We start from the raw sequence: 23,768 nt of genomic DNA, 5'->3' as shown, positions 1-23,768 counted from the left end.
GAAGCTATGGAAGAGCCGCGTCGCCTCGGCGGCCGGTACGAGCTGGGCCAGGTGCTCGGCCGTGGTGGCATGGCGGAGGTCTACCTCGCGATGGACACCCGCCTCGGCCGCACCGTGGCGGTCAAGACGCTGCGAGCGGACCTCGCGCGCGACCCCACCTTCCAGGCCAGGTTCCGCCGGGAGGCCCAGTCGGCCGCCTCACTCAACCACCCCGCGATCGTGGCGGTCTACGACACGGGCGAGGACTACATCGACGGGGTCTCGATCCCGTACATCGTCATGGAGTACGTCGAGGGTTCCACCCTCCGTGAGCTTCTCCACAGCGGCCGCAAGCTGCTGCCGGAGCGGGCCATGGAGATGACCATCGGCATCCTCCAGGGACTGGAGTACGCCCACCGCAACCAGATCGTCCACCGCGACATCAAGCCGGCCAACGTCATGCTGACGCGCAACGGCCAGGTCAAGGTCATGGACTTCGGCATCGCCCGCGCCATGGGCGACTCCGGTATGACCATGACGCAGACGTCCGCGGTCATCGGCACCGCCCAGTACCTCTCTCCGGAGCAGGCCAAGGGTGAGCAGGTGGACGCCCGTTCCGACCTGTACTCGACGGGCTGTCTGCTCTACGAGCTGCTGACCGTGCGCCCGCCGTTCGTCGGTGACTCCCCCGTGGCGGTCGCCTACCAGCACGTGCGGGAGGAGCCGCAGCCCCCGAGCGTCTTCGACCCGGAGATCACGCCGGAGATGGACGCCATCGTCCTGCGTGCGCTGGTCAAGGACCCGGACTACCGTTACCAGTCCGCCGACGAGATGCGCGCCGACATCGAGGCCTGCCTCGACGGCCAGCCCGTCGCGGCCACGGCGGCCATGGGCTCGGTCGGCTACGGCGGCTACCCCGACGACCAGCCGACCACCGCCCTGCGCGCCGATGCCGGTGCCACGACGATGCTGCCACCGGTCGGCCCGGACGACGGCTACGGCTATGACGACCGCCAGGGCCGCCGCCGCCAGCAGAAGAAGAACAACACCTCGACGATCCTGTTGGTCGTCGCGGGTGTACTGGTGCTGGTCGGCGCGGTCCTCATCGGCCGATGGATGTTCGCGGGCAACGGCACCGGCAACGACACCCTCAAGGCGCCGAACTTCGTGGGCCAGAGCGAGGCCGAGGCCAGACAGGCGGCCGGGAACGTCGACCTCAAGGTGACGACCAGCAAGGCCGAGTGCGAGGACCAGAAGACCGGAAACGTCTGCGAGCAGACCCCGGAGGCCGACACCGAAGTCAAGAAGGGCGACACCATCGCCCTGGTGATCTCGACGGGTGCGCCGAAGGTCACGGTTCCCGATGTCCAGGGCATCAAGTTCGACGAGGCCGAGGCTGAGCTCAAGGACAAGGGCTTCGAGGTCGAGAGGAAGACCGAGGAGTCCGACCGCACGGCTGGCATCGTGATCGACCAGGACCCGGCGAGCGGCAAGATTGAAAAGGGCTCCACGATCACGCTGACGGTCGCCAAGGCGCCGGACAAGGAAACCGTCCCGGACGTCTCCCGGCAGAGCTGTGACGCCGCCAAGGCTCAGATGGAGGCCAACAACCTCGTCGGCACCTGCACCGAGGTCGAGACCGACGACAACAGCCTCGTCGGCAAGGTCATCGCGACCAACCCCGCGGCGGGCTCCGAGCTCAACAAGGGCGACACGGTCACCATCCAGATCGGCAAGGCCGCCGAGAAGGAGGAGCAGAAGGCCAAGGTCCCGAACGTCGTCGGACGGACCGTGGGCGAGGCCAAGCAGATCCTGCAGGCCTCCGGCTTCACCAACATCCAGTTCGCCAACGGCAGCGACCAGAGCGACACCGCGCTCGTCACCGACCAGGACCCGGACGGCGGCAACGACGCCGACCCGGCCCAGACGACGATCACCCTCGCCTCGGTCGGCTTCGGCAACAACGGCAATAACAACAACGGCGGCGGTGACGGCGGCGGCTTCTTCGGATAGCGCCACCAACACCCCGCGACGAGGAGGGATCCACCACCTCGTCCCCGTATGACGAAGGAGCCCCGGCCCCCTCCTCAGGGAGGGGGCCGGGGCTCCTTCGTCATCCCGATGTTTCACGTGAAACCGGGTGTTTCACGTGAAACATCCCTACGAGCGAGCAATCCCCCGCACAACTAGCGCAGCTCCTTCGGCAGCGTGCGCTCCGCGTTCACCCGCTCCACGCGCTCCAGCTCGCCCCACACGATGTACCGGTACCGGGACGTGTAGACGGGCGTGCAGGTGGTGAGGGTGATGTATTTGCCGGCCTTCTTCTTGCCGGACTCCTTGGGGATGTTCGAGAGGACCTTGACGTTGTACTTCGAGGTCTCGGCGAGGGTGTCGTAGACCTTGTAGACGTACCAGTTGTCACGGGTCTCGAAGACGATCGAGTCGCCCTTCTCGAGCTTGTCGATGTTGTGGAACTTCGCGCCGTGGCCGTCGCGGTGGGCGGCCAGGGTGAAGTTGCCGTCCTTGTCGGAGGCGGGGAGGGTCGCCTTGACCGGGTTGGTGTAGTAGCCGGCGACGCCACCGTTGAGGATCTTGGGCGAGGTGCCCTTCTTCACCAGGACCTCGCCGCTCTTCATGGCGGGGACGTGCAGGAAGCCGATGCCGTCCTTGGTGTCCAGGGCGCCCGGGCTGTCGTCCGACGCCCAGGTGTCGCGGACCTTGTTCGCTTCCTTGTCCGCCTCGCGGTCGGCGAGCACGTTCGTCCACCACAGCGAGTAGACGACGAAGAGACCGAGCACCAGGCCCGCCGTGATGAGGAGTTCACCGAAGACACTGACCGCCATGGCGATCCGGCTCATGCCGCGGCGCCGCGGCGCGGTCTCGGGCGCGTCCGTCTTCTCTTCGGTGCCGTCGGTGGTCACTGCCACAGTTCTTCCGCCCTTGGTCGAGCCCCTACTGGACGAGCGCGTCGGGCTTCCCCTCGCTGCGCGGCCGTTCCTCCACCATCTTGCCCCACACGATCATGCGGTACTTGCTCGTGAACTCCGGCGTGCACGTGGTCAGCGTGATGTAGCGACCCGGTTGGGTGAAACCCGATCCCGGGGGCACGGGCTCGAGCACGCTGACGTTCGACGGCGGTGTCACCGGCAGGATCGAGGCCATGTCGTAGACGTAGTACGTGTCCTGCGTCTCCACGACGATCGGGTCGCCCGGCTTGAGCCGGTTGATGTAACGGAAGGGTTCACCATGGGTGTTGCGGTGGCCCGCGACGCCGAAGTTGCCCGTCTTGTCCCCAGGCATCGCCGTCTTGATGCTGTTCTCGTCGTAGTGCCCGACCATCCCGCGGTCCAGGACTTTCGACTTGTTGATGCCCTCGGCGATCGGCACGACGACGTCCAGCTTCGGAATGTGGAGGATCGCGAAGCCCTGCCCGGGCTCGAACGCGCCCGGCGCGCGCTTGCCGCTCTTCCACTCCTCCTGAAGGCTCGTCGCCTCCCGGCCCGCCTGCTGGTGCGCCCGGATGTTCGACCACCAGAGCTGGTAGGTGACGAACAGCAGCATCACCACACCGGTCGTGATGAACACCTCGCCGATGACCCGGCTGGCGATCACTCCCGCGCTGGGCTTCCGCGCCCGCGCCGCCCGTCGCGCCTCGATCCGGGAGCGAGGCGATGTCCGCCCGTCCTCCTCTAAAGCCTCCTCGGGCCCCTGAGCGGCTCCGGAGCCCGCGTGGGCTCCCGGGGAGCCCCCGTGTCTCCCGTGCCGTCTCGCGGCCTTACGGCGGGCCGCACGGCCTCCGGGAGCCGGGGGCGCGGGTATCGGCTCGACCGCGGCGGCTATACGCCGCGCCTCCTCGACCCGGAGCGCCACGGTCTCCTCGTCGATCGGAGGGTGCTCCTGGGCGGTGTCCATCGAGGTGCCCTCATGGACGCCCGCCACTTCATAGGCCTCGTACAGACCTCCGTACGGGGCCTGGGGACGTGGCTCGTAGGCCTCGTACGGCTCGAACGACGGCTCCGCGTACGGCTGCTGCTGCGCATACCAGTCGCCCTGGGCGTACTGCGGGGCCTGCTGGGCGGCCCACTGCTGGGGCTCGGCCGGGTCACCGAAGGGCGCGCCCGGCTGGAAGGCCTCCGCCTCGAACGACTCGGCGCCCCCGTACGCGGCCTCGCCGCCGTAGGGGGCACTCTCGCGCTCGGGGCGCAGTGCCGTCACGCCGTGGCCCTGCCCACCACGGGGGCGAGCCCCGTCGACCTCGCCACGGCCCCTTGGTCGCCGCACTCCGCCAGCCAGTTGGCCAGCATGCGGTGGCCGTGCTCGGTGAGCACCGACTCGGGGTGGAACTGCACACCCTCGACGGGCAGTTCACGATGCCTCAGGCCCATGATGATCCCGTCGTGGGTGCGCGCCGTGACCTCCAGCTCGGCCGGCACGGTGGTCGGCTCGGCGGCCAGGGAGTGGTAGCGGGTCGCGGTGAAGGGGGTGGGCAGGCCCGCGAAGACGCCCTTGCCCTCGTGCTCCACCAGTGACGTCTTGCCGTGCAGCAGTTCGGGCGCGCGGTCGACGACACCGCCGTACGCCACCTGCATGGACTGCATGCCGAGGCAGACGCCGAAGACGGGGACACCGGTCGCGGCGCAGTGGCGGACCATGTCGACGCAGACGCCGGCCTCCTCGGGGGTACCCGGCCCGGGGGACAGGAGCACACCGTCGAAGCCGTCCTGGGCGTGCGTGGTCGCCACCTCGTCGTTGCGCAGCACCTCGCACTCGGCGCCCAGCTGGTACAGGTACTGGACCAGGTTGAAGACGAAGCTGTCGTAGTTGTCGACGACGAGGACCCGGGCGGGTCGGGCGGCACTCACTGGTCGTTCACCGTCACATCGTTGAAGGGGAGCAGGGGCTCCGCCCAGGGAAAGACGTATTGGAAGAGGACGTAGACGACGGCCAGGGTCAGCACGATGGACATCAGCGCCTTCAGCCACGCGTTACCCGGCAGATGTCGCCAGATCCAGTCGTACATGCCGTCCCTTCCTTCACACCACCGCACCGGACTCACGCCGTACCGTCACCAGACTAACGGCGCAGTGCCTCCGGTTTCCCTGACTCCACAGGCTGCGTGGATTCCAGATGGCCCCAGACGATGAGCCGATGGCTGTGTCCCCACTCCGGGTCGCACGTCGTCAACGTCAGATAGCGCCCCGCGCGCGTGAACCCCGACTTCGTCGGCACGGGGTCGATGACCTGGACGTCCGTGGGCAATGTCCGATAGGGGCCCTTGTCGATGACGTACGTGAACCAGTCCGCCCCGTCGCTCAGGACGACCGCGTCGCCGCGGCGCAGCTTGGGAAAATCTTTGAAGGGGTCGCCGTACGTACGGCGGTGGCCGGCGACCGCGAAGTTCCCCTTCTGTCCCAGCTGCGCGGTGTTCGCGTAGTGCCCGAGCCCTTTCTGGAGAGTGTCCGTCTTCGTGCCCTCGAGGACGGGCTTGTTCCACGTGGAACCAAGACGAGGGATGTACATGAGGGCGAAGGGCTTGCCGTCCTCGTACGGGGCGGGCGGCTCCGGAGCGGCCGAGGCGCCCGGACCTGACGTCGGTCTCACCGGCTGCTTCGCCCACTGGTCCTGAAGCAGGTCGACCTGGTGGTCCATCTCGGTGTCGGCCTTCACCCCGGTCCAGAACAGCACGTAGACGACGAAGAGCACGATCAGGGTCCCGACGGTGATGCAGAGTTCGCTGACGGTCCTCACGATCACGCGCACCGACACGGGTCCCCCGGCTGCCGTTACTCCACGGGCTTCGCGTACTTCAGATCCACTGTGCCCGAGTAGCCGGGAAGAGTCACCGGCCCGTCCTCGGTGACTTTCCAGCCCAGGCCGTAGACGTTGACGTACACCATGTAGTTCTGGATCGCCTCGCTCTCGGCGAGTGCCTTCTGCAGCTTCTCCGGGTCACCGACCGCCTGGATCTTGTACGGGGGTGAGTAGACGCGGCCCTGGAGGATCAGGGTGTTGCCGACACAGCGGACGGCACTGGTGGAGATCAGCCGCTGGTCCATGACCTTGATGCCCTCGGCGCCGCCCAGCCACAGGGCGTTCACCACGGCCTGCAGGTCCTGCTGGTGGATGACCAGGTAGTCGGGCTGGGGCTCGGGGTAGCCGGGGAGCTTGGCGGTGGCGTCCGGCGGGGCGTCGTCGAGGGTGACCGTGAGTGCCTCGCCCTTGAGCTTCTGGGTGCCGGCGTTCTTCTCCAGTGCCTTGAGCCGGGCGTCCTCGGCGTCGGTGCTGCCGTCGTCCCGCTCGGCGAGGGCCTCGACGTCGTCCCGGAGCACCGCGTTGGACTCGTCGAGCTGCCCGTTCTTGTGGCTGCGTTCCTGGATCAGGTCGGAGAGCTTCAGCAGCGAGGCGTCCGTACGGATGTTGGTGCCCTTGGCCGTGTCGAAGCTGGTGAAGAAGATCAGCCCGGCGAGGGCGAAGACCCCGACGGTGAGCACCCGCATGGGGCGGACACCGCCTCGGGAGGAGGTGTCGCCGTTTCGGGCGGTGGGGTCGGAGCCCGTCCCGGAGGAGTCGCCGGACCCGGCTTCCGGGGAGGTGCCGGAACCGGCCTCGGGGGAGTCGGCTGAATTGCTCAACGTACCCTTATCTCCTTAGGCGCCACGGAAGCACTACGCTAACGGACGCCCGGGGGAGCATTCAGTGTCCCCTTGTACGCTGCCCCGGAGCCCGCCACACTTCCCTGCGCGGCCACGCAGCGCATCGACAGGAGAGACCCTCGTGCCGAAGTCACGTATCCGCAAGAAGGCCGACTACACGCCGCCGCCGTCCAAGCAGGCCACGAACATCAAGCTGAACAGCCGCGGCTGGGTGGCTCCGGTCATGCTGGCCATGTTCCTCATCGGGCTGGCATGGATCGTCGTCTTCTATGTGACCGACGGTTCGTTGCCGATCGACTCGCTCGGTAACTGGAACATCGTCGTCGGCTTCGGCTTCATCGCCGCCGGATTCGGCGTCTCGACCCAGTGGAAGTAGTGGTCTCGGCTCAGTGGAGGTAGCCCTCCCCAGAGCTGTCCACGGAGTTATCCACAGGTGTTTTCCACAGTGGGGAAAAAGAACGACGATCTGTGGATAACTCACTGGGCGTTGACGCCGGTATGACTGACCTACCGGCACACGCAAACATGTTCGCCCCCTGCCTGACCTGCGAAAACACAGGTGAGCGACAGGGGGCACACCTGTTCCCGCACCCTATGCACAAGATCCGCCACGGTCTGTGGACAACAGTGCTGTAACGGTGCCGACCGAGCGCCGAACCGGTGACGGTCCGACATCACCTCAGGTCAGCTGCGCGGTCCTGATCACCGTCATGGCGACCACGGCGGCCAGTACCAGAGCGCATGCGCCGTACTGGATCAGCGCCCGCCGCTCGCGCGGTGCGTGCACCATCGCGTAGCCGATCAGCACACCGCCGACGAGGCCGCCGACGTGGGCTTCCCAGGCGATGTTGAACATCGGGCTGAAGGTGAAGATCAGGTTGATCACCAGCAGGATGATCAACGGGCGCATGTCGTACTTGAGGTGGCGCATGAGGACGCCGGTGGCACCGAAGAGACCGAAAATGGCGCCGGAAGCACCGAGGGACCGTTCGGTCGGCGCGGCAAGCAGGTAGGTGAGGGCGCTGCCGGCGAGGCCGGAGGCGAAGTAGAGCGCCAGATAGCGGGCTCGGCCGAGGGCCGCCTCCAGAGGACCACCGATCCACCACAGGCTGAGCATGTTGAACAGGATGTGCGTGACGCTTCCGTGCAGGAACATCGACGTCACCAGCCGGTACCACTGGCCTTCCGCGACGCCCTGGAGCGAGGAGCCCAGTTCCGGGACCCAGTCCCTCCCGATGAGGTAGAACCGGTCGGTGAAGGTGTCGCCCGCCGCCATCTTCACCAGGAAGAGCACGAGATTCACGCCGACCAGGATCTTGGTGAGGAGCCGGGGGTCGGTGGCGACCGTGCCGCCCGCGAGGGTGCGTGGAGCGGAGGCGGAGGGCGCGTGGCCCGTGCCGGAGCCGCCGCGGACGCATTCGGGGCACTGGAAGCCGACGGAGGCGCTCACCATGCACTCGGGGCAGATGGGGCGCTCGCAGCGGGTGCAGCGGATACCCGTCTCGCGGTCCGGGTGCCGGTAGCAGGTGGGCAGGCTCCGCGCGTCCTGCGGGCTGCTCGGCGCCTGGTCCATGGATCCCCTCCATGTCGTGTGTGCAACACATCGCCCCGCCCATCCTTACGGATGAGCGGGGCGATTGGTTCCCTTCGGGACCTTGTGAACCTTTCGGGTCCGGCCTCACGGTGGACCCGGCGTGCTCGGCCCTCGCGGTGAACCCAGGAGGGCTCAGCCCTGGCGGGTCTCGACGACGACGGACTCGATGACCACGTCGTTGACCGGGCGGTCGGTGCGCGGGTTGGTCTGGGCCCCGGCGATGGCGTCCACGATCTTCTGGCTGGACGCGTCGACGACCTCACCGAAGATGGTGTGCTTGCGGGTCAGCCACGCCGTCGGGGAGACGGTAATGAAGAACTGTGACCCGTTGGTGCCCGGGCCCGCGTTGGCCATGGCCAGCAGGTAGGGCTTGTCGAAGGCGAGGTCCGGGTGGAACTCGTCCGCGAACTGGTAGCCGGGACCACCGGTGCCGTTACCCAGCGGGTCACCGCCCTGGATCATGAATCCACTGATCACCCGGTGGAAGACCGTGCCGTCGTAGAGCTTGTCCGTGGACTTCTGGCCGGTGGCCGGGTTGGTCCACTCACGCTCGCCCTGGGCGAGCTCGACGAAGTTACGGACCGTCTTGGGCGCGTGGTTCGGCAGCAGCCGCACCTCGATGTCGCCATGGTTGGTCTTCAGGGTGGCGTACAGCTGCTCTGCCACGATCTGCCTTCCGTTGTCCTCTGTGACTCCCCCGATCCTCGCACGGCCGACGCCGTCCGTCCCCCGACGCCCACGCTCTCGGTACTGCGGGCGCACGGAAAACCGGTCGAGTACCCCCGGTACCGGCGCGCTTCGCGGCGATCCGTGGCATTGTCGGCACTGTCGTGGACAAGTTCCCGTTGCCCCGCATTCATCCCCTATTGCACGTGACCGGATTCATGAGCGGCTCCTGCTCGATGATCAGCTGGAGTCGGCGCCCATGACCCGGATGCCCGCCCGCACATGCCTCGGAGCGCTCCGGGAGGCATGATCCCCAAAAGGGTGGAAAGTCGAATTACGTACGCCACCGAGGAGGAGGATCCCGTGACCCGCATTGACAGCATGCGCGCCGCGACCGGCTCGGCAAAGGACAGCGTGCTGCACGCCGCGGAAGTGGTGGCGCCCTACGCCGACACGGCCAAGGACAAGGCCTCGCACTACGCGCAAGAGGCACGCGTACGACTCGCGCCGAAGGTGTCGCAGGCCGCGGAACAGGCACGCGTCCAGTACGGCGCCCATGTCGTCCCGCGCTTGGAACAGGCCCGCACACATGTACCGCCGAAGGTGGACCACGCGGCCCACGAAGCCGCCGTCCGCACCCGTAAGGCGGCCCGCCAGGCCGCCGACTACTCCCGTCCACGCATCGAGCAGGCCGTGGCCGCCGCCGGCCCCGTCCGCGAGGAGGCCACCGCCCGCAGCGTCGCGGCGCTGGCCGCACTGCGCGGGCAGGTCTCGCCCCAGCAGATCCAGAAGCTGGTCCGCAGGCAGCAGCGTCGCGCGAGGGCCGGCCGAGCCTTCAAGGGCCTGGCCGTCCTGGGCGTCGTGGCCGGCGGCGCCTTCGCCGCCTGGAAGTGGTGGGACAAGCAGGCCAACCCCGACTGGCTGGTCGAGCCCCCCGCCGCGACCGAGGTCTCCGACCCCGGTCATCTGTCCTCCGTCGACGGCAGTGGCCAGTCCGCCCTCGACCCCGAGGTCCAGGCCAAGCAGGCCGAGGACGAGGCCGCCGACCGCGACAACCGCCGCTGAGAACCGGCAGCCGAGGTCACTTTTCCGAGGCCGCCGACGTCCCAGGCCGCGTCCCCTCTCGGCTCGGCCTTGCCCGAGAGCGCGTCCGACAGGACACCTTTCAACAGCCCTGTGGGGCAGAAGACTTGGAGGTCTTCTGCCCCACAGGGCTGTTTCACGTGAAACGTCCCAGCCTCCAGGCGCACTGCAACCCACCGCCCGGAATGTATTGGTCCGATTGCGAAGGGTGACGTACACATCCCGCCGAGCGCGGGCGTGATCCAGGCCACTGGTTTCGCATATGCGCACGTCGACACGCGCCACCGGCCGTCGCCCCGTTACAGCGGGCCTCCCTGCACGAAGTGCACAGATAGCGATCGCGACGAGGTTCATCTGAAGCGTCACCGACGACCTCGGCGATGGAGGCAGAAAAAAGGCCGGGTCGGATGTCCTACGACATCCGACCCGGCCGATCCGCTGTGGAGCCTAGGGGAGTCGAACCCCTGACATCTGCCATGCAAAGACAGCGCTCTACCAACTGAGCTAAGGCCCCGAAAGGGAAGCACCCACCCGGAAGAACCGACCACCGGGGGGCTTCGCAGACCAGAGTACCGGGTCACCCCCGGGATCTCGCAAAAAGATTGGGGGTCCCCGTGAACGACCACTCTCCGTAAGATGCTCGTCGTGGTTCGCTACAGCGAACCACGGTATTTGGGGAAGCGATGGGGAGACGCAATGGACGCCGCACAGCAGGAAGCGACCGCAAGAGCCCGGGAGCTGCAGCGGAACTGGTACGGAGAGCCGTTGGGGGCACTCTTCCGTAGGCTCATCGAGGACCTGGGTCTCAACCAGGCCCGTCTCGCGGGGGTGCTGGGTCTGTCGGCACCGATGCTGTCGCAGCTGATGAGCGGTCAGCGTGCCAAGATCGGCAACCCGGCAGTGGTCCAGCGGGTGCAGTTGCTGCAGGACCTGGCGGGGCAGGTCGCGGACGGCAGCGTGAGCGCTGCCGAGGCGACCGAGCGCATGGACGAGATCAAGAAGTCACAGGGGGGATCGGTGCTCAGCAACACCACGCAGTCGACGACGAGTTCGGGGGCGCCCACGGTCAAGCGGGTCGTCCGCGAGATCCAGTCGCTGCTTCGCTCGGTGGCGGCCGCGGGCGACATCATCGAGGCGGCGGACACCCTCGCCCCGACCCACCCGGAACTGGCAGAGTTCCTCCGGGTGTACGGCGCGGGCCGCACCTCGGACGCGGTGGCGCACTACCAGTCCCACCAGAACTGAGCCCAAGGCCCGGTCCCCGAAAGGGGGTTCGGCGACCGGGCCGAAGCCGAAGCGGGGGACGAGGGGTCTGTAGGCCCCTCGTGAGCCACGGAGACGTGGACGTAGGCTCCAGAAGAGTCGGCAAGTACAGCGGAGCAGAGCGGTAGGGGGCAGAGGCGGGGAACAAGCTCCGAGGGGAGCCGGGCACGTGCGTGCCGGCTCCGCGGAGGGCGGCGCGAGCGCCGTGTCCTCCGCCGACGGGCAGCCAAGGGGGGAGCCGAAGGGGGAACGACGCACAGCCATGGGTGAGGTCTTCGCCGGCCGGTACGAACTGGTCGACCCGATCGGGCGCGGGGGAGTCGGCGCGGTCTGGCGCACCTGGGACCACCGCCGCCGCCGCTATGTGGCCGCCAAGGTCCTGCAACAGCGTGACGCGCACGCCCTGCTGCGCTTCGTCCGCGAGCAGGCCGTACGGATCGACCATCCTCATGTGCTCGCGCCCGCCAGCTGGGCGGCCGACGACGACAAGGTCCTGTTCACCATGGACCTGGTGGCCGGAGGCTCCCTGGTCAACCTTGTCAACGACTACGGTCCCCTTCCGCCCTCCTATGTCTGCGGCCTGCTCGACCAACTGCTGTCCGGTCTCGCCGCCGTACACGCCGAGGGCGTCATCCACCGTGACATCAAGCCCGCCAACGTGCTGCTGGAGGCCACCGGCACGGCTCGGCCCCGCCTGCGCCTGTCCGACTTCGGCATCGCCATGCGCCTGGGCGAGCCCCGCCTGACCGAGACCAACTACGTGGTGGGAACGCCGGGTTACTTCGCTCCCGAGCAGATGCTGGGCGCAGACCCGGACTTCCCGGCCGACCTCTTCGCGGTGGGTCTCGTCGCCCTGTACCTCCTGGAGGGCGCGAAACCCGACGCCAAGGCCCTCATCGAGCACTTCGCCGCCCACGGCACACCGAACGCCCCGCGAGGCATTCCCGAACCGCTGTGGCAGGTCATCGCCACGCTGCTCCAGCCGGACCCCAGCTCCCGCTTCCGCACCGCCACAGGCGCTCGCAAGGCCCTCGCCGCGGCCGTCGAGCTCCTGCCCGATCCGGGGCCCGACGACGAGTTGGTGGAGGTCTTCGACCAACTCGGCCCACTTCCCAAGGGATTCGCCCTCGAAGGCCCCCTGCAGAGGGCATCGGGGCTGGACAAGACGGGCACGGGCACGAGTCCCGGCGGCACGTCCTCCCCGGCCTCCGGACCGACGGCGGACGCTCCTTCCAACTTCCCCGGCCGGCACGCCCCTTCATCGGCTCCGGCTCCCGCTGTGTCTTCGGCTCCCGCCGTGTCTTCGGCTCCCGCCTCGTCCCCGTCCACTGCGTCGCCGCCCTCACCTCCCTCGCCCTCCGGCGCGGACGCGACACCACCGCCGCCTCACCATCCGCCCGCCTACAGCCCGCCGCCCCAGAACCTGCCGCCCCAGCCCGGGGCGGGCACCGCACTCCCGGCACCGCACACAGACGCCGTGCCTCAGCCGCCGTACACGGGCTCCATATCGCCGCCCCCCATGCCCACCAACGCCCCGCCCCAGACCGGCTCCACCGGCACCGGCACCGGTGCCGGGCAGTGGTCCCAGGATTCCGGCACCCTGTCCTCGGCACCTTCGGCGTCTTCGACGCACACCGGTCACATATCGCCCGAGTCGCCCCCCGCCGCCGCACCACCTCGGCCCGAACGCGCTCCCGTACCGCCGCAGCCGTCCACGATGTCGGACACCGGCAGTTTCCATCTGCCGCCGCCCCAGGTACTCGCCGCCCACACACCCTCGCGACAGGCGGAACAGCAGCACGCCCCCGGCCTGGGCAACCCACAACACCAGCCCGAGCAGCAGGCCGCTCCCCCCGCCGCGGCGCCCGTCCAAGCCGCTCCAGCGCAACACCCCGAACCCGCGCATGTGCCCTCCCCCCAGTCTCACCCGTCGCTGGGCCTCTCTCAGGCCCCGACCGCCGCGGCGCAGCAGCACGCGTACGCCTCTACTGGTTCATACACCGCTCGTCCACCGCAGGTTCCACGTCGGTCGAGGGCACTTCCCCGGCGCCGTCCGGGCCCGCCCGTCAAGGTGGTCGTACCGGTCCTGCTGATCGCACTGGCCTGCTTCGCGGTGGGGTTCTGGGCACTGAGCCAGCTCTGATCCTGCTCACCGGTGCCCACTGACGCCCTCGGCGCATCCGTGTCTGTCCGGCCTTCCCTCCGGCGGCGCTCGCCAGCCGCATCAGCCGCATCAGCCGCATCAGCCGCATCAGCCGCGACAACGACCTCGAAGAACAACCGGGCATGGGCCAGTACCTGCCACGCCCGCTGCCGGCTCGGCCGGGACCCGTCGCCCACCCATCGTCCCCACCGATGCCCAGCCCCAGTGCGGCCGACCGTCCTACCGCCCCCGGGACGCTCCATGCCGCCCCCGGGGAGCCGCAGCGGGCCTCAGCCGTTCCGGCTCCGCGTCGACGGGCGCCCGCCTGCGCGCCACGAGTGTCCACACCAGGAGCACGAGCACCAGCAGGCTCCCGGTGCCGATGCCACCCGCCGCGACGACCGTCATGGCGAGACGCTGATCTCCGGCGCCCGAGGAGTCGCCGGAGCCCTCCCCTGCGCCGGACGTCTCCGCGTCCCCACCGCCGCCGTCCCCCGCGCCGTCCAGCGTGTCCCCCGTGGCCCCGCTCTCCGCGGCCTCCTGGTCCTCCCCGGTGACCTCGAAGACCCCCCGCGGCTCGGAAGCGCCCAGATATCCCGGCCCGGCGCCGGCCTCGCCCTCCAGCCGCACCCGCAGGGTCAACCCGAGAGGCTCCTCGCCGAACCGGTCGGCGACCGATGTCCCGAGGTGCAGTGCCAGGTAGTACCAGCCGGCGAACCGCATCCCGCTCACCTCGTCGTCGAGCGAGGAACGGTTCTCGTACGCGACAGGCGGGAGCGGGTCCAGACTGGCGGAGCGTTGTTCGCCCCCGTAGTTGGCGGTCCTGTCGTCCACGAAGCCACGTACGGGGTTGTAGAGCGACATGACGAACGCGTTCCCCACGTATCCGTCCCCACCCGTCGTGCTGCCCAGTTCGGCGGTGGCGTAGAGCTGCTGCCCCCAGCCGACGGGCACCTTGTAGAAGAGCGTCTCTCCGGCTCTGATCCCGGCCTCGTCCTGCCAGACACCCTGTGCCACGGGGCTCGCCGTGGCGAAGCCGCTCCCGCCGCGACGACTCTCGGGATCACCGGACAGACCCTCGGGCGATGCGGAGTTCCAGCTCTGAGGGGCGCTCGTCGGACCCCCCTTCGTCACAGCGGGCTCCGACACGAAGCCGAGCTCCAGCCCCCACTCCTCCGACGAACCCTCCGAGGGGGAGCCCGTCACCGCGCCGGAAGCCGAGCCCGTACTCGTCCCCGTACCGGTTCCCACGGCCGTGCCGACCCGTTCGACGACGACGTAGAACACCCCGGCCCCCTGGCACATGTACTCGTCGCTGCCGACCTCGCGCGAGGCCCAGGCGGTGACAGGGTGTGCGCTGCGGGTCGGTCCGAAGCGGGCGGTCTCGTAGGAGCAGCGATGTGCGTCGGCGTCCTGCAGGGACACCCTGACACCGTCCGCGGAGGCGACCGCGGCTCCCGCCGCGGGTACGGCCGTCGCCGAGACGTACGCGTTGGCCGCGGCGCCGAGATCGAGGCGGTAGTAGAGCTTGTCCCCCGGGCCGATGGAACTCCGGTAGGTCTCGCCGGCCGCCAGCCGTACGGCTCCCGTGCTGCTCGTGGCGCCCTCGACCGTCGTCGCGCCCTCGGCGTAGGCGTACGGGGTGAGCGCGTCGGCCGCCACGGCGGATGGGATCGCCGCCGTCGTCGCGCACAGGGCCGCTCCCACGGCTGCCGCAGCTCGCCACCAGACCGTGCGCCGCCCCATCACGCGCCACCCCTCGTCGTAGACCGTGATTCCGAAGCCCCGGCTCAGTGGTCGCGGCGCCGAACGCGCCCATCCTGCCGGGCAGCGGGCGCCGATGCCTGCCTTCCTGGGAACAAGCGGCCGGAAACGGCCTCTACGCAGACCTCGGTCTTGCTGTCGCAAGCACGTCGTTCGCCAAGGCGAATCCAAGCTCGATGGCATGCGCCCACATGTCCGAGACGATGTGGCCGATGCGCCCGAGCGACACAAAACCCCGACCGCGAGCGCGGCCGGGGTCTGCTCTGAGACTGATGTCTATGGTCACGAACCCGTGGGCACGGAGTCAGTCGCCTCCGTCCACAGATCCTGCTCGGCGCGATCCGCCTGGATCTGGCGGTACACGAGGAGCCCGCCGATGGCGGCCAGTGCGACCAGGAGAAGCTTCTTCACCGCGCGACCTCGTCTTTCCTTGACGTAGGGGACCTCTGGCGCCCGACTATACACACCGACCGATACCGATCGGTGACCTGCGTCGGCCCCTCAACTCCCGTGGGGAAGACCGCAGTAGAACCGGACTCTGCTCTTCCGATCGCAACTTCATCACACAGGTCCATCACATCACGCACACCTCGACGGACTCATAGCTTCCCCCAGGCGCACACCCGGCCTCGCCCCCCTTTCCCCTGCCTTTCCTTCCTTTCCGGCGACTTCCTGCGGCTTCCTGCGACTTCCTGCGGCTTCCTGGAACCCTCCGGACCCCTTGCGCCCGTCCGAGTGGTGTTCATCCGAAGATCGACGCGCCGCGGGCGTCGGTCCTCGGTTTCGGAGCCCACATACACATCATGAGGAAAGTACGCAAATCGCCCGACCCGAAAGTGAGGGGCCATGGCCCAGAACAAGGTCATGAAGCTGTGGACCGCCATCGTCACCGCCTTCCTCGCGCTGTGCACGGCGCTCGGACTCATCACGACCACGGCGTCGGCCGCGGTACCGCGGACCGAGACCACCCGCAACTGCGCCGCCCTCACGACGGCGCCGGCGACGTCCCTTCCGGCCCGCCCCCACGACCGCGCACTGCCCCCCACGATGAAGCAGCGCATCCGCGCCGAGGCCCACGGCTCCTCGCCCTCCTGCCGCCACCACACGGCCCTGCACACAGCCACGGGCACCGCCTTGGACACCGCCACGAACGTCACCGACCCGGCCATCGCCCCGGACGCCCCTCTCCCACAGGCAGAGCATCCATTCGCACCCCTCCAGCGCTGATCCCCGGTCGGAAGACACTCACCCAGTGGCGATCTTGCGTACGACGCCCAGGAGAAGACCGTGAACGACGAAGACCCTCAGCCGATACACGGCTGAGGGTCTTCTTGCTGGTGGAGCCGCGGAAGATCGTTCTTCAGCCTTGCGAAGCCCCCCGGACGATCAGTCCTGGGAATCCTGGCGCCCCTGCGCGCGGCGAACATCGAACAGCGGATCACAGACGGTGGCCGTGGCAGGGTCGAGGCGCGGGTCGTAACCCTGATGCACCCGGGGATCGGTGTGGCTGCACGCGGTGGTCGTGGTGGCTTTCGTCCAGGTGCTGGAGGCGACGGGGCCGCCGGTGAGGGGAGCAACTCGCCATTTCCATGTCCTTGTTGGCGGACCAGGAGACGGTCGTCCTGCGGGCTTTGGTGCTCTTGGAGCGGGCCGTGTGTGTCACTGGTGTGCTTCGACGGATCGATCTTGCGGACACCGTCCAGGAGGACGCGGACGCCCTCGGTCCGCACGGGGAAGCCGTAGAACGAGGTGTTCTCGTAGAACGTCCGCCTGTGGACGTTGATCGAGCAGGTGACGTCGACGGCTGCAGCCTGCTGAGCGGTGACCAGCAGGCTGCCCAGACGACGGCGGAGTGGCAGCTCCAACCGGGCGCCAGGTCCGCTCCTGGGGCACGGAGCCGTCAGAGCGGGTTGAGGCGGGCCTTGAGCAGGCAGAACTCATTGCCCTCGGGGTCAGCGAGGACGTGCCACTGCCCCTCGCCGGTCTGGCCGATGTCAGCCGGGCGCGCCCCGAGCTTCAGGAGGCGTTCGAGCTCGGCATCCTGGTCACGGTCGGTGGCGTTGACGTCGATGTGCAGCCGGGACTTGCCCGGCTCCGGCTCGTCCCTGCGGCTGAGGATGATCGTCGGCTGCGGACCGCCGAACCCTTCGCGCGGCCCGATCTCGAAGCAGTCGTCCCCCTCGCGGTCGAGCACGACGAAGTCCAGGACCTCGCACCAGAACCGCGCCAGCACCTCGGGGTCGCGGCAACCGAGCACGAGCTCACTGATACGACATGCCATTGACGAAACCTACTCTCAGCGTGGGAACTGCCGGTGCGGCCGCGCGCGGAGCTCCTGGGCTCCCCACAGTGGACGCGCGCTCGAGACCGTACCGGCCGAGGCGAGTGGGTGCGAAGGCTTTTCGGGAGCCTCGCAGCCTCAGCCCACCCCCTTCCCCAGCTACCGTTGCCCGCACCGAGAGCCACACGGTCGGCGAAGAGATCCTGACGCGCAACGTCGCGCCTTCCTGGTCGACATGCCCGAGGTCAGCCGGACAAGGCAAGGCGTGGAACGCCCCCTGAACCCGCAGCGCGTCAGGGCCGTCGGGCTGGTCCCCAAGCTTCCCAAGACCAAGTAGTCACGGGCGGTGTGCTCCCGCTGCCGGAGTTCTGCGCCCGTGCCCCGGAAGAGCGCCAGGAGCTTCAGGAGGTGGAGCGGAAGATCGCCGGTGGCCACGGGTCGCACGAGCCTGAAGGTGCATCCCAAGTCGCTCATGCGATCCCCCGTCACGATGCTCACCGAGCTTCTGGAAGATCCACTCATCGGCTGATGTCAGCCATGGACGGCAAAGACCTCCTACTCATGTGAGTAGGAGGTCTTTTCGCTGGTGGGGCTAACAGGATTTGAACCTGTGGCCTCATCCTTATCAGGGATGCGCTCTAACCAACTGAGCTATAGCCCCGCCGCGCTCTGCGGTGTGTGTCCCGCGCGCTGACTCCTGAAGATTAGCGCACGACGTGGGCAGTCCCAAAATCGATACCTGGAGGGGGTCCGTGACGCGGTGGGGCGTCGTCACTCGTCCTCGGCGAGCGTCAGCTCGATGCCGCCCACGAAGCCCGCGGAGAGGTTGTAGATGAAGGCGCCGAGGGTGGCGAGGGCGGTGGCGAGGACGACGTCGATGACCGCGATGATCGTGGTGAAGATCAGCACGTTGGGCAGCGACAGGAACGACTGCAGATCGAATCCGTTGGACTCGTTCGAGCCGGTGGCCTCGGAGATCGTGGCGCCGACCGTGGAGAAGACGCCCATCGCGTTCATGACCATCCACAGCACCGCGGCCGCCACGACCGTGCAGATGCCGAGAGCGATGGAGAGCAGGAAGCTGACCTTCATCACCGACCACGGGTCGGCCTTCGCCACCCGCAACCGGGCCTTGCGCGTACGAGGCGTCGTGCGCGCTCCCGTACGCGGCTTGCGGGACGAACCCTCCGGAGCCGGCTGGTAGGCCTGCGGCGGGTGGTACGGGCCCGCCTGCTGCTGCGACTGCCGCTCACCGGGCAGCGCGGAGCCACCGGCCTGCGCCGGAGCCTGGGCGTGGGGCTGAGGCTGGGGCGGCGCCGAAGCCTGGCGGCCGGGCCCTCCCGGAGCCGCGGCCGGAGTGCCCGGCGCGGGCTGCTGGGTCTGCGGACCACGGGTGTCCGTCACGGTTCCCCCCTGGGGTCCAGACTTCTCGGGCGACGTCTCGGCCGAGTCGGTCGCGCTCGGCTTGATCGCTTTCAGTTGGGTCGTGTGCGTGTCCATCGCACGCGCGGCGGAGCCACGGCCGCCGCCGTCCGCCTCCGACCCGGTCGAAGTGCCGGCCGAAGTACCGGACGATCCGGCGCCCGTGGCTCCGCTCACGCTGACTCACTCCTCGTGCTACTCGGACGAGGGCGCCTCACCCTCGTCCGTACCGGTCGTCGCGGCACCCTCGGCGGTCTCGTCCACGGCGTCGTCGCCGTCGACCTCCTCCGCCTCCCGCCCTGCCTCGGCGTTACGAGCGATGCCGACCACGGCATCGCGCTTGCCCAAGTTGATCAGTTGGACGCCCATGGTGTCACGGCCGGTTTCCCTGATCTCGTTGACTCGCGTACGAATCACACCGCCCGACAGCGTGATGGCGAGGATCTCGTCGGTCTCCTCGACCACCAGCGCGCCGACGAGCGAACCGCGGTCCTCGACGATCTTGGCGGCCTTGATGCCGAGGCCGCCGCGACCCTGGACGCGGTACTCGTCGACGCCGGTCCGCTTCGCGTACCCACCGTCTGTGGCAGTGAACACGAACGTACCGGGTCGAACAACATTCATCGAGAGCAGCTCGTCCCCCTCACGGAAACTCATGCCCTTGACACCCGAGGTGGCACGGCCCATGGGCCGCAGTGCCTCGTCCGTCGCCGTGAAGCGGATCGACTGTGCCTTCTTGCTGATCAGAAGGATGTCATCCTCTGCCGATACGAGTTCGGCTCCGATCAGTTCGTCATCAGAACCGTCCTCCTTCTCACGGAGGTTGATCGCGATGACGCCGCCGGAACGGGGCGAATCGTAATCCTTCAGAGGCGTCTTCTTCACAAGACCGCCCTTGGTGGCGAGCACCAGGTAGGGCGTGGCGTCGTAGTCGCGGATCGCGAGGATCTCGGCGATCGCCTCGTCCGGCTGGAAGGCCAGCAGGTTCGCGACGTGCTGTCCACGCGCGTCACGTCCGGCGTCCGGCAGTTCGTACGCCTTGGCCCGGTAGACGCGGCCCTTGTTGGTGAAGAACAGCAGCCAGTGGTGGGTCGTGGACACGAAGAAGTGGTCGACGATGTCGTCTTCCTTGAGCTTCGTGCCGCGCACGCCCTTGCCGCCGCGCTTCTGCGCCCGGTAGTCGACCGCCTTGGTCCGCTTGACGTAACCGCCGCGCGAGACGGTGACGACGATGTCCTCCTCGGCGATGAGGTCCTCGATGGACATGTCACCGTCGTAGGGCACCAGCATCGTCTTGCGGTCGTCGCCGAACTTCTCGACGATCGCGGCGAGTTCCGCGCTGACGATCCCGCGCTGGCGGACGGGGGAGGCGAGGATCGCGTTGTACTCGCGGATCTTGGCCTGGAGTTCGTCGTGCTCCTGGATGATCTTCTGGCGTTCCAGGGCGGCCAGTCGGCGCAGCTGCATCTCGAGGATGGCGTTGGCCTGGATCTCGTCGATCTCCAGGAGCTCCATCAGGCCCGTGCGCGCGATGTCGACGGTGTCGCTGCGCCGGATCAGCGCGATGACCTCGTCGATGGCGTCCAGGGCCTTCAGTAGGCCGCGCAGGATGTGCGCCCGCTCCTCGGCCTTGCGCAGCCGGAACTTCGTACGGCGGACGACGACCTCGATCTGGTGCGTCACCCAGTGGCGGATGAACGCGTCCAGCGAGAGGGTCCGGGGCACGCCGTCGACCAGCGCCAGCATGTTGGCGCCGAAGTTCGTCTGCAGGTCGGTGTGCTTGTACAGGTTGTTCAGCACGACCTTGGCGACCGCGTCGCGCTTCAGGACGATGACCAGGCGCTGGCCCGTACGAGACGACGTCTCGTCGCGGACGTCCGCGATGCCGCCGATCTTGCCGTCCTTCACCAGGTCGGCGATCTTCTGCGCGAGGTTGTCCGGGTTGACCTGGTAGGGGAGTTCCGTGACCACCAGGCACTGGCGGTTCTGGATCTCCTCGACCTCGACGACCGCGCGCATCGTGATGGAGCCGCGGCCCGTGCGGTAGGCCTCCTCGATGCCCTTGCGGCCGACCACCAGGGCGCCGGTCGGGAAGTCGGGGCCCTTGATGCGCTCGATCAGCGCGTCCAGGAGCTCCTCGTGGGAGACCTCGGGGTTCTCCAGGTACCACTGGGCACCGGACGCGACCTCGCGGAGGTTGTGCGGCGGGATGTTGGTCGCCATGCCGACCGCGATACCGGCCGAGCCGTTGATCAGCAGGTTCGGGAAACGTGCCGGGAGGACGGTCGGCTCCTGGGAACGGCCGTCGTAGTTGTCCGTGAAGTCGACGGTGTCCTCGTCGATGTCACGGACCATCTCCATCGACAGCGGCGCCATCTTGCACTCGGTGTAGCGCATGGCCGCCGCCGGGTCGTTGCCCGGAGAGCCGAAGTTGCCGTTGGAGTCCACCAGCGGCATCCGCATCGACCACGGCTGCGCGAGGCGGACCAGCGCGTCGTAGATCGAGGAGTCGCCGTGCGGGTGGTAGTTGCCCATGACGTCGCCGACGACGCGGGCGCACTTGTAGAAGCCCTTCTCGGGCCGGTAACCGCCGTCGTACATGGCGTACAGGACACGGCGGTGGACGGGCTTGAGACCGTCCCGAACATCGGGCAGCGCACGCGACACGATGACGGACATCGCGTAGTCCAGGTACGAGCGCTGCATCTCGGTCTCGAGCCCGACGGGCTCGATGCGCACGGTCGTCTCGCCGGCCTCTTCAGGCGTGAGGGGGGTGTTCTCGTCGGCCATTGCTGGTGGGGATCCTTCCTGGTGCGGTCAGCTGAGACCGACTCAGATGTCGAGGAAGCGGACGTCCTTGGCGTTGCGCTGGATGAACTGGCGCCGGGCCTCGACGTCCTCGCCCATGAGGACCGAGAACAGCTCGTCGGCCTGGGCGGCGTCGTCGAGCGTGACCTGGCCGAGGACGCGGTGGTCCTGGTCCATGGTCGTGATGCGCAGTTCCTCGGCGTTCATCTCGCCGAGACCCTTGAAGCGCTGGATCGAGTCCTCCCTGACGCGCTTGCCGTTCTGTCGGCCGAGCTCGATCAGGGCGTCGCGCTCGCGGTCCGAGTAGGCGTACTCGAAGTCGTCGCGGCCCCACTTGATCTTGTAGAGGGGGGGACGCGAGAGGAACACGTGTCCGGCCTCGACCAGCGGCCGCATGAAGCGGAAGAGGAAGGTCAGCAGCAGGGTGTTGATGTGCTGGCCGTCGACGTCGGCGTCCGCCATCAGGATGATCTTGTGATAGCGGAGCCTGGAGATGTCGAAGTCCTCGTGCACACCCGTGCCGAAGGCGGAGATCAGCGCCTGGATCTCCTGGTTCTGCAGGATCTTGTCGATCCGCGCCTTCTCGACATTGAGGATCTTGCCGCGGATCGGGAGGATCGCCTGGTACTGCGGGTTACGGCCGGACTTGGCCGAGCCGCCGGCGGAGTCACCCTCGACGATGAAGATCTCGCACTTGATGGGATCGTTCGACTGGCAGTCGCTCAGCTTGCCCGGCAGGGACGCCGTCTCCAGCAGGCCCTTGCGACGGGTGAGGTCACGGGCCTTGCGGGCCGCCACGCGCGCGGTGGCCGCCTGGATGGACTTGCGGATGATGTCCGCGGCCTCGACCGGGTTGCGGTCCAGCCAGTCCGTGAGGTGCTCGTGCACGACCTTCTGCACGAAGGTCTTCGCCTCCGTGTTGCCCAGCTTGGTCTTGGTCTGGCCCTCGAACTGCGGCTCGCTCAGCTTGATCGAGATGATCGCGGTCAGACCCTCGCGGATGTCGTCACCCGTGAGGTTGTCGTCCTTCTCCCGCAGCAGCTTCTTGTCGCGCGCGTAGCGGTTGATCAGACCGGTCATCGCGGCGCGGAAGCCCTCTTCGTGCGTACCGCCCTCGTGCGTGTGGATGATGTTGGCGAAGGAGTAGACACCCTCGCTGTAACCACTGTTCCACTGCATGGCGACCTCGACGGACAGGAGCTTGTCCTTGTCCTCGGCCTCGAAGTCGATGACGGACGGGTGAACCGCCTCTCCCTTACGGGAGTTGAGGTGCTTCACGAAGTCGACGATGCCGCCCTCGTAGTGGTACGAGACGGTCTTGACCTCGTGCTTCTCGTCCTCGCCGGCCTCGTCCGCACCGGCCGTGGCCTTCGCGGACTCGCGCTCGTCCGTGAGGTTGATGGTCAGACCCTTGTTGAGGAACGCCATCTCCTGGAAGCGCCGCGAGAGCGTCTCGAAGGAGTAATACGTGGTCTCGAAGATGTCGGCGTCGGCCCAGAAGGTCACCGAGGTACCGGTCTCCCCGGTGGCCTCGTGCTTGGCCAGCGGTGCCGTCGGAACGCCCAGCTTGTAGTCCTGGGTCCAGCGGTGGCCGTCGGTCTTGACCTCGACGGTGACCCTGCTGGACAGGGCGTTCACCACGGAGACACCGACACCGTGCAGACCGCCGGAGACCGCGTAGCCGCCGCCGCCGAACTTGCCGCCCGCGTGCAACACCGTCAGCACGACCTCAAGGGCCGGCTTCCCCTCGGAAGGGACGATGCCCACCGGGATGCCGCGGCCGTTGTCGACGACCCGGACGCCGCCGTCGGCGAGGATCGTCACACTGATGGTGTCGGCGTGGCCGGCCAGCGCCTCGTCGACGGAGTTGTCGACGACCTCCTGCACCAGGTGATGCAGCCCACGCTCACCGGTCGAGCCGATGTACATGCCGGGCCGCTTGCGGACCGCGTCCAGCCCTTCGAGGACGGTGATGGCACTGGCGTCGTACGAGGCTGTGACCTCGCCGTTGGCGCCGGCGCCGGTGGACGGGATGTTCTCGTTGGGGTTGCCGGAATCGGCCACGAAGCGCCCTTTCTGGCACAGCACAAGCCCGGCTCCCGGCGGGTTTGC

20 protein-coding genes and 2 tRNA genes are annotated in these 23,768 nt (G+C 68.2%); 6 read left to right on the top strand and 16 right to left on the bottom strand.

Features of this window, described 5'->3' with window-relative positions:
• The first annotated feature begins 6 nt into the window (after positions 1 to 6).
• Complete coding sequence (pknB, locus tag OG202_RS24830; RefSeq protein ID WP_326580565.1) at positions 7 to 1,992, top strand: Stk1 family PASTA domain-containing Ser/Thr kinase; 1,986 nt, start codon at positions 7 to 9, stop codon at positions 1,990 to 1,992.
• Between the two features lie 173 nt (positions 1,993 to 2,165).
• Here pknB and OG202_RS24825 read toward each other — a convergent pair whose 3' ends face one another.
• Genes OG202_RS24825 through OG202_RS24800 form a run of 6 tightly spaced genes read right to left on the bottom strand, consistent with a single transcriptional unit; the run spans position 2,166 to position 6,611 of the window.
• Positions 2,166 to 2,906, bottom strand: a complete 741-nt coding sequence (locus tag OG202_RS24825; RefSeq protein WP_326580567.1) for a class E sortase — start codon at positions 2,904 to 2,906, stop codon at positions 2,166 to 2,168.
• Between the two features lie 25 nt (positions 2,907 to 2,931).
• Positions 2,932 to 4,194, bottom strand: coding sequence for a class E sortase (locus OG202_RS24820; RefSeq protein WP_326580569.1), 1,263 nt, complete (start codon positions 4,192 to 4,194; stop codon positions 2,932 to 2,934).
• Positions 4,191 to 4,841 (bottom strand): aminodeoxychorismate/anthranilate synthase component II, encoded by a 651-nt coding sequence (locus tag OG202_RS24815; RefSeq protein WP_326580571.1) that lies wholly within the window; start codon positions 4,839 to 4,841, stop codon positions 4,191 to 4,193. Before OG202_RS24815 ends, OG202_RS24820 begins: the two co-directional genes overlap by 4 nt.
• Positions 4,838 to 4,999, bottom strand: a complete 162-nt coding sequence (locus tag OG202_RS24810; RefSeq protein ID WP_326580573.1) for a hypothetical protein — start codon at positions 4,997 to 4,999, stop codon at positions 4,838 to 4,840. The genes OG202_RS24815 and OG202_RS24810 overlap by 4 nt, the downstream gene beginning before the upstream one ends.
• Before the next feature lie 53 nt (positions 5,000 to 5,052).
• Entirely contained in the window at positions 5,053 to 5,739 is a 687-nt protein-coding gene (locus tag OG202_RS24805) for a class E sortase (protein ID WP_326580575.1), read from the bottom strand.
• A 23-nt stretch (positions 5,740 to 5,762) separates the two neighbouring features.
• Positions 5,763 to 6,611 carry a DUF881 domain-containing protein gene (locus OG202_RS24800; protein WP_327728781.1) on the bottom strand — a complete coding sequence of 283 codons (849 nt, stop codon included), beginning with the start codon at positions 6,609 to 6,611 and terminating at the stop codon, positions 5,763 to 5,765.
• 142 nt (positions 6,612 to 6,753) lie between these two features.
• On the opposite strand from OG202_RS24800, the gene crgA reads away from it, so the two are divergent.
• A complete protein-coding gene (crgA, locus tag OG202_RS24795; protein ID WP_045558527.1) occupies positions 6,754 to 7,008 on the top strand; it encodes a cell division protein CrgA in 255 nt (84 codons plus the stop codon).
• A 303-nt stretch (positions 7,009 to 7,311) separates the two neighbouring features.
• Here the strand turns inward: crgA and OG202_RS24790 are convergent, their stop codons facing one another.
• Together OG202_RS24790 and OG202_RS24785 are read right to left on the bottom strand one after the other, a co-directional pair.
• On the bottom strand, positions 7,312 to 8,205 hold the full coding sequence (locus tag OG202_RS24790) for a rhomboid family intramembrane serine protease (RefSeq protein WP_326580585.1): 894 nt from the start codon (positions 8,203 to 8,205) through the stop codon (positions 7,312 to 7,314).
• Between the two features lie 153 nt (positions 8,206 to 8,358).
• A complete protein-coding gene (locus tag OG202_RS24785; RefSeq protein ID WP_326580587.1) occupies positions 8,359 to 8,892 on the bottom strand; it encodes a peptidylprolyl isomerase in 534 nt (177 codons plus the stop codon).
• Between the two features lie 363 nt (positions 8,893 to 9,255).
• Here OG202_RS24785 and OG202_RS24780 point away from each other — a divergent pair, with 363 nt between their 5' ends.
• On the top strand, positions 9,256 to 9,957 hold the full coding sequence (locus tag OG202_RS24780; RefSeq protein ID WP_327728782.1) for a DUF5324 family protein: 702 nt from the start codon (positions 9,256 to 9,258) through the stop codon (positions 9,955 to 9,957).
• 459 nt (positions 9,958 to 10,416) lie between these two features.
• Here the strand turns inward: OG202_RS24780 and OG202_RS24775 are convergent.
• A tRNA-Ala gene (locus tag OG202_RS24775) sits at positions 10,417 to 10,489 on the bottom strand.
• A 182-nt stretch (positions 10,490 to 10,671) separates the two neighbouring features.
• Here OG202_RS24775 and OG202_RS24770 point away from each other — a divergent pair.
• A complete protein-coding gene (locus tag OG202_RS24770; RefSeq protein ID WP_033530590.1) occupies positions 10,672 to 11,220 on the top strand; it encodes a helix-turn-helix domain-containing protein in 549 nt (182 codons plus the stop codon).
• A 280-nt stretch (positions 11,221 to 11,500) separates the two neighbouring features.
• Positions 11,501 to 13,381 (top strand): serine/threonine-protein kinase, encoded by a 1,881-nt coding sequence (locus tag OG202_RS24765; RefSeq protein WP_327728783.1) that lies wholly within the window; start codon positions 11,501 to 11,503, stop codon positions 13,379 to 13,381.
• 240 nt (positions 13,382 to 13,621) lie between these two features.
• Here the strand turns inward: OG202_RS24765 and OG202_RS24760 are convergent, their stop codons facing one another.
• A complete protein-coding gene (locus OG202_RS24760; RefSeq protein WP_327728784.1) occupies positions 13,622 to 15,127 on the bottom strand; it encodes a hypothetical protein in 1,506 nt (501 codons plus the stop codon).
• Between the two features lie 300 nt (positions 15,128 to 15,427).
• Positions 15,428 to 15,556 carry a DLW-39 family protein gene (locus OG202_RS24755; protein WP_003999697.1) on the bottom strand — a complete coding sequence of 43 codons (129 nt, stop codon included), beginning with the start codon at positions 15,554 to 15,556 and terminating at the stop codon, positions 15,428 to 15,430.
• Positions 15,557 to 15,991: 435 nt separating this feature from the next.
• Here OG202_RS24755 and OG202_RS24750 point away from each other — a divergent pair, with 435 nt between their 5' ends.
• Positions 15,992 to 16,372: a DUF6344 domain-containing protein gene (locus tag OG202_RS24750; RefSeq protein ID WP_326580689.1), complete on the top strand. Its 381-nt coding sequence runs from the start codon at positions 15,992 to 15,994 to the stop codon at positions 16,370 to 16,372.
• A 673-nt stretch (positions 16,373 to 17,045) separates the two neighbouring features.
• Here OG202_RS24750 and OG202_RS24745 read toward each other — a convergent pair.
• The 5 genes from OG202_RS24745 to gyrB form a co-directional block, all read right to left on the bottom strand.
• The gene (locus OG202_RS24745) at positions 17,046 to 17,426 is read right to left on the bottom strand and encodes a VOC family protein (RefSeq protein ID WP_328223600.1); all 381 of its coding nucleotides are present in this window, start codon (positions 17,424 to 17,426) and stop codon (positions 17,046 to 17,048) included.
• A gap of 584 nt (positions 17,427 to 18,010) precedes the next feature.
• Positions 18,011 to 18,087, bottom strand: a tRNA-Ile gene (locus tag OG202_RS24740).
• 110 nt (positions 18,088 to 18,197) lie between these two features.
• A complete protein-coding gene (locus OG202_RS24735) occupies positions 18,198 to 19,025 on the bottom strand; it encodes a DUF3566 domain-containing protein (protein WP_327728785.1) in 828 nt (275 codons plus the stop codon).
• An 18-nt stretch (positions 19,026 to 19,043) separates the two neighbouring features.
• Positions 19,044 to 21,638: a DNA gyrase subunit A gene (gene gyrA / locus OG202_RS24730; protein WP_326580696.1), complete on the bottom strand. Its 2,595-nt coding sequence runs from the start codon at positions 21,636 to 21,638 to the stop codon at positions 19,044 to 19,046.
• A gap of 42 nt (positions 21,639 to 21,680) precedes the next feature.
• Positions 21,681 to 23,744: a DNA topoisomerase (ATP-hydrolyzing) subunit B gene (gene gyrB / locus OG202_RS24725; RefSeq protein WP_327728786.1), complete on the bottom strand. Its 2,064-nt coding sequence runs from the start codon at positions 23,742 to 23,744 to the stop codon at positions 21,681 to 21,683.
• Positions 23,745 to 23,768: the final 24 nt, after the last annotated feature.

Origin of the sequence: Streptomyces sp. NBC_00310 (genome assembly GCF_036208085.1) — a bacterium.
Lineage (GTDB): Bacteria > Actinomycetota > Actinomycetes > Streptomycetales > Streptomycetaceae > Streptomyces.
The sequence above is the reverse complement of the archived record's forward strand: the minus strand, read 5'-3'. Positions and strand labels throughout refer to the sequence as shown.

What these genes read in the sequence shown, in the direction of transcription:
- OG202_RS24790 (WP_326580585.1), bottom strand. Translation starts at nt 8,205, where the DNA reads ATGGACCAGGCGCCGAGCAGCCCGCAGGACGCGCGGAGCCTGCCCACC.
- OG202_RS24765 (WP_327728783.1), top strand. Translation starts at nt 11,501, where the DNA reads ATGGGTGAGGTCTTCGCCGGCCGGTACGAACTGGTCGACCCGATCGGG.
- OG202_RS24745 (WP_328223600.1), bottom strand. Translation starts at nt 17,426, where the DNA reads ATGGCATGTCGTATCAGTGAGCTCGTGCTCGGTTGCCGCGACCCCGAG.
- OG202_RS24750 (WP_326580689.1), top strand. Translation starts at nt 15,992, where the DNA reads ATGGCCCAGAACAAGGTCATGAAGCTGTGGACCGCCATCGTCACCGCC.
- OG202_RS24760 (WP_327728784.1), bottom strand. Translation starts at nt 15,127, where the DNA reads ATGGGGCGGCGCACGGTCTGGTGGCGAGCTGCGGCAGCCGTGGGAGCG.
- OG202_RS24810 (WP_326580573.1), bottom strand. Translation starts at nt 4,999, where the DNA reads ATGTACGACTGGATCTGGCGACATCTGCCGGGTAACGCGTGGCTGAAG.
- gyrA (WP_326580696.1), bottom strand. Translation starts at nt 21,638, where the DNA reads ATGGCCGACGAGAACACCCCCCTCACGCCTGAAGAGGCCGGCGAGACG.
- OG202_RS24770 (WP_033530590.1), top strand. Translation starts at nt 10,672, where the DNA reads ATGGACGCCGCACAGCAGGAAGCGACCGCAAGAGCCCGGGAGCTGCAG.
- pknB (WP_326580565.1), top strand. Translation starts at nt 7, where the DNA reads ATGGAAGAGCCGCGTCGCCTCGGCGGCCGGTACGAGCTGGGCCAGGTG.